2 protein-coding genes are annotated in these 1069 nt (G+C 69.3%); both read left to right on the top strand.

Annotation, left to right across the window (positions count from 1 at the left end; translation table 11 throughout):
- Positions 1-574 (top strand): spermidine synthase (locus AB0I77_RS53910; RefSeq protein ID WP_363290388.1); only part of this gene is annotated, 574 nt, incomplete at its 5' end.
- A 113-nt stretch (positions 575-687) separates the two neighbouring features.
- Positions 688-1069, top strand: a 382-nt coding sequence (locus AB0I77_RS53905; protein WP_363290387.1) for a response regulator, incomplete at its 3' end; no start/stop codon positions are given.

Below are 1069 nucleotides of genomic sequence, written 5' to 3'. Positions count from 1 at the left end.
GGACACCTCCGACGGCCGCTCGGAACGGCTGCTCGTCGACGCCGCGTACGAGGCGCTGAATCGGCGGCCGGTGGACGGGCAGCCGCGCCCTGACGTGCTGATCGGCGGCCTGGGCGTCGGGTTTTCGCTCGCACACGCCGCCGCGGACGACCGCTGGGGCCGGATCACCGTCGTCGAGCGGGAGCCGGCCGTCATCGGCTGGCACCGCTGCGGCCCGCTGTCCGAACTGTCCGCCGACGCCCTCGCCGATGCGCGCACGGAAATCCTGGAGACGGATCTGGTGGCGTACGTCAATGAGACTTCCGCCACGTTCGACGCCCTGTGCCTGGACATCGACAACGGCCCCGGCTGGACGGTCACGGAGGGCAACGGCGGACTGTACTCACCGGCCGGACTGGCAGGCTGTGCAAGGGTGTTGAGGCCAGGAGGGGTGCTGGCGGTGTGGTCAGCGCAGCCCTCTCCGGAATTTGAAGGATGCTTGTGGAATGCCGGGTTCCAACAGGTGCGTACCGAAGAGATCCCCGTTGCCCGGGGCGTTCCGGACGTCGTGCACCTCGCCGTACGACCTGGATAGCGAGGGCACCGTCCATCCCCGTAGTGTGCTTCCCTGACGCGGATCATTCAAGCGTCAAGCGCAGTCATGGGATCACCCCACGGGTTCCGGAAAGCACACTTCAGGGGCGGGCGATGGAGCAGACACACACCTCGCACAGCGGCACGGCGCAGGCGACACCGGGCGCACAGCGCCGAGTCCTGGTCGTCGAGGACGATCCGACGATCGTCGACGCCATCGCGGCCCGCCTGCGCGCGGAGGGATTTCTCGTGCAAACCGCGGGCGACGGTCCGGCGGCCGTCGACACCGCCGAGGCCTGGCAGCCTGACCTGCTGATCCTCGACATCATGCTGCCCGGCTTCGACGGCCTCGAGGTCTGCCGCCGCGTGCAGGCCGCGCGTCCGGTGCCGGTGTTGATGCTCACGGCGCGGGACGACGAGACCGACATGCTGGTCGGACTCGGGGTCGGCGCCGACGACTACATGACCAAGCCGTTCTCGATGCGGGAGCTGGCGG

Origin of the sequence: Streptomyces sp. NPDC050619, assembly GCF_040654815.1 — a bacterium.
Taxonomy (GTDB): Bacteria; Actinomycetota; Actinomycetes; order Streptomycetales; family Streptomycetaceae; genus Streptomyces.
This window is presented reverse-complemented; position numbering and strand designations above follow the sequence as displayed.